The following is a 3700-nucleotide window of genomic DNA, read 5'->3' as shown; positions in this document are numbered from 1 at the left end:
GACAGTCATGAAGCCGTAGACGACCACGGTTGCGATCACCAGCACGGCAAGGCCGAAGGTGACGATGATGTGGCTGGTGACGGTGAAGAAATACGGGAACAGGCCAAGCAGATTGGCGACGAGCACGAACATGAACAGCGAGAACACGAGAGGGAAGAACTTCATGCCTTGCGTGCCGGCGGCATCGCGCAACATGTTGCCGACGAACTCGTAGGCCATCTCGGAGACCGACTGAAGCCGCCCGGGAACCAGGCTGCGGCTTGACGTCGTGAGAAACAGGAATCCAGCCGCGACGATAACGGTTGCGACCATGAACAGTGCCGAATTGGTGAAAGACAGGTCATAGCCCCCGATGTCGATCGGAATCAGCTTGTTGATATGGAACTGGTGGATCGGATCGACCTTGTCAGCTGCCACGTTCAAACCCCGTCAATGCCGCGTACGGCCTCGTTACCATTACCGCACATGGTGCGCGGTCATTTCTTGTCGTCTTGGCCACGGCGCGATTTATCGCCCTGTCCAAATTCTGCCACAACGCCGGCGGAACGCATCACATTGAGCACTCCGGCGCCAAAACCAAGCAGCAGAAACACGATCAGACCCCATGGCGATGTCCCCGCCAGACGGTCGATGATCCAGCCGATGCCGGCACCCACCACCACCCCGGCGATAAATTCGCTGGAGAGTTTGAGCGCCTGACCGTAACCGGCCACACTGCCCGCTTTCGCGTCGTCTTTCCCCTCGAGCCGGCCCGGCCGCCTTGTCGCAAGCGAAGCTTCAAGGTCACGGCGGCGGCGCTCAAGATCGTCGTCGCGGATGTCGGGCTCATGCTGATTGCCGCGGCCGGTTTTTCCGGTTCCGTCTGGCCCATTCTTGTCGGCCATCGCACCCCCCCTGCCCGGTCAGACCGTCACCGTCCGTCCGCTTCTAAAGTCGCCGGCAACATAGTTAGAGGGTTTGCGCCCGTCAAGCCACGGGCGGAAGTTCATTGCCATGTATTTTAGGCAATAAAATCAATGAATTAGAAAGGTGCGACATCGTGCCCGCCATGATGACGAAGATGCATGGCGCGAATCCCCCGCGCAATGGCCCTTTGATCGGCTGCGCGCCACATCAAAGATCAGCGGCTACTCCGCACTCAGCTCCAGCCGCCGCCATAGGTCCGATAGAAGATATGCAGGCCGATCTTGGTCATCTTCTGCATCGTGCGCGCCCAGCCGGGATGGACATATTGCGCATAGTAGTGGGTCGACGATCCGACCTCCGGGATGAAGATCTTGCCGGCAGTGACGGCCATGGCGATCTCCTTGGCGGTCTTGTAGGCGGCTGGGCTATCGATGCGCTTCTTCCTGCCGTCGCAGGCGAAGGAGAACTGGCAGCGGTTGAACCAGCTGTCGTTCTGGTAGACGACGCCGCAGATCGAATTCGGATAGGTCGGGTTGCGGACGCGGTTGAGGATGACCTGGGCGACGGCGGCCTGGCCGCGCACGGATTCGCTCCTCGCCTCGAAATAGATGCCGTTGGCAAGGCATGCCTGCTCCTTCTGGGAGAAGACACTGGCGGGCAGCGGGTTCTGGATCCACGAATGATCGCCCTTGGCCATCGGCGGAATGAAGCGGCCCTCATTGGGCTGCTCGTCCTGAAGCAGGGCTTCGAAGGGCGATGCCTTGGCATAGTCAGGCTCGGACTGCGCGTAGGCGGTGGCCAGCACGTCCGGATGGTCGTTGTTGACCAGCGCTGCCAGCATGGCCGGCACGCCGGGATCCGGCTTCCTGTCCTCGCGCGCATGGAATGCCGCGGCGATCTGGATTTCCTTGCCTTTGATCTGCGGCTTGGCGAAAGCCATTTTCAGGCCGCTGTCCATGCTGGGCCGCAGCAAGGAGGAGGTGCGCTCGAAGATCGAGCCGGCGTTGAAGTTCTTCGGCGGTGCGACGGGAGACATCTGGACGATGCGCCCTTTCTTCTCGGCGCGCACGACGCGGTCCTCATCGGGCGTGCCGCTGACCTTGCCGCCCTTGCCGCGAAACGACACGTTGCCGACACCGGCCAGGTGGACACCCGATCCGGAGATGGAGCCGGTGACATCAGAATCGACAAAGGGCATCTCGGCCGCATGGGTCGAGCCGGCGACGGATTTCTCGACATAGGAATTCCAGCGGGTGTTCGCTTCGAGGCCGGAGACAAGGCTCGTCATGTCCTGATAGGCGACGATGGTCGGAAAGCCGATCCAGATGCCGAGACCGATGACGAACGGGGGCAGAAAGCCACGTCTTCTCTCACCGGCGGCGGCAACCAGCCGCTTCAACACACGTCGATGCACGGAACACTCTCCAGGAACGCGACAGACCCCACTGGAGAGCAAAATGATGCATTAACCTTGATGGGACGTTAACGGCTTCGATCGGATTGTTCTCAGCCGGCTTCAGGTCGTGGTTCCGAAGTCGGGCGGTTTTGCGGCCGAACTCAGGCCGGACGCAGGAAGATCGGCCGGGCGATCAGCGCGCAGATGGCGGCCGCCAGCCAGACGCCGGACCAAGACCAAAGGTGCAAGAGCCCCGGAATGGCCACCGGCACCAGGAAGAAGCCTACGAAAACAAAGGTGTTGGCAAGGCTGAGCGCGGTCCCGACATGGCTGGCCCCGGCAAGGGTGGCAAGCTCGGTGTAGGCGACGCCGTGCCAGGAAGAGACCGAGATGCCTGCGACAATTAGCACGACTGGAAGGACCGCCAACCAGATGAGCTGGCCGCCCGGAACGGTTGGGCCGAACAGGACCAGCAGCCAAAGCATGGCGAAGGCAAGGGCGCTGAACGCGCTGCACAAGCGAAGAAATTGGCGGCGGTTGCCGTGACGGTCGGTGAAGCGGCCGCTCCAGATGCGCATGACCATGGCGCCGATCTGAACGGCGGCGAGGCTCGCGCCGATTGCCGCCGTTCCCAACCCAACGAAATCGTGCAGGAACACGGAAGCGAAGGTGAGCACGGCCACCTGCGGAAAGCAGAGCAGGCCGATGGCGGTCGCGATACGCCAGACATCGCGATTGCGCAGCGGCGCCGGTCCGGCCACAGCCGAAGCGAGATGGCCCTCGCCCGCCGTCGGCGGCTCGTGCAGCCAGCGCCAGGCGAACAGGGCAGACAGAGCGGATGCGCCCGCCAGCACCCCGAACACCGCGCCAAAGCCGAAAGCCAGCGCAAGCGAGGGCAGCACGAGCGCGCCAAGGCCACCGCCAAGCGGCACCGCCGTCTGCCTGACGCTCATGGCGAAGCCGCGCTCGTTTTCCCGAAACCAGCCCATGATGGCGCGGCCGCTCGAACCGTTGACGCTGCCGCCGAGCAGTCCGGTGATGAGCAGGCTCGCGGAGAGCAGCGTGACGCCGGGAATACCGGACTTTGTCGGCACAACCAGCATCGCCATGACCAGGAGCCACGCCGCCGTCGCGCAGAGCCCGATCAGGAGCACGCGGCGGTCGCCCCAGCGATCGGTGAGCAAACCCCAGGGCAGTTCGCTGAGCGCGACCCCCAGCCCGAGAAGGCCGAGCGCCAGGCCGAGCTCGGCATTGCCCAAATGATAGCCCTGGCGAAGAACGACCGCCGTCGCCGGGATGCCGGAGAACGTAGCCGAGAAGGCGGCATTGGCGGCAACGCCGATGCCCAGAACCTTCCAGCGATGGCCCGGCTTGAAAACCCTCCCGGCGGAACCGGTA

Annotated in this window: 4 protein-coding genes; all 4 read right to left on the bottom strand. The window is 63.2% G+C overall.

All coding sequences use genetic code 11. The features are described from left to right. Positions 1–417, bottom strand: a 417-nt coding sequence (locus tag EN984_RS26215; protein ID WP_164765658.1) for a FoF1 ATP synthase subunit a, incomplete at its 3' end; no start/stop codon positions are given. A gap of 59 nt (positions 418–476) precedes the next feature. Continuing rightward, the gene (locus EN984_RS26210; protein ID WP_127272330.1) at positions 477–884 is read right to left on the bottom strand and encodes an AtpZ/AtpI family protein; all 408 of its coding nucleotides are present in this window, start codon (positions 882–884) and stop codon (positions 477–479) included. Between the two features lie 254 nt (positions 885–1138). Then, on the bottom strand, positions 1139–2320 hold the full coding sequence (locus tag EN984_RS26205) for a cell wall hydrolase (protein WP_127270764.1): 1182 nt from the start codon (positions 2318–2320) through the stop codon (positions 1139–1141). 143 nt (positions 2321–2463) lie between these two features. Further along, the coding region (locus EN984_RS26200; RefSeq protein WP_245480122.1) for an MFS transporter at positions 2464–3700 on the bottom strand (1237 nt) is incomplete at its 5' end.

This window comes from Mesorhizobium sp. M7A.F.Ca.CA.004.12.1.1 (genome assembly GCF_003997835.1).
Taxonomy (GTDB): Bacteria; Pseudomonadota; Alphaproteobacteria; order Rhizobiales; family Rhizobiaceae; genus Mesorhizobium.
Note: the sequence above shows the minus strand (reverse complement) of the source record. Positions and strands in the feature narration are given on the sequence as shown.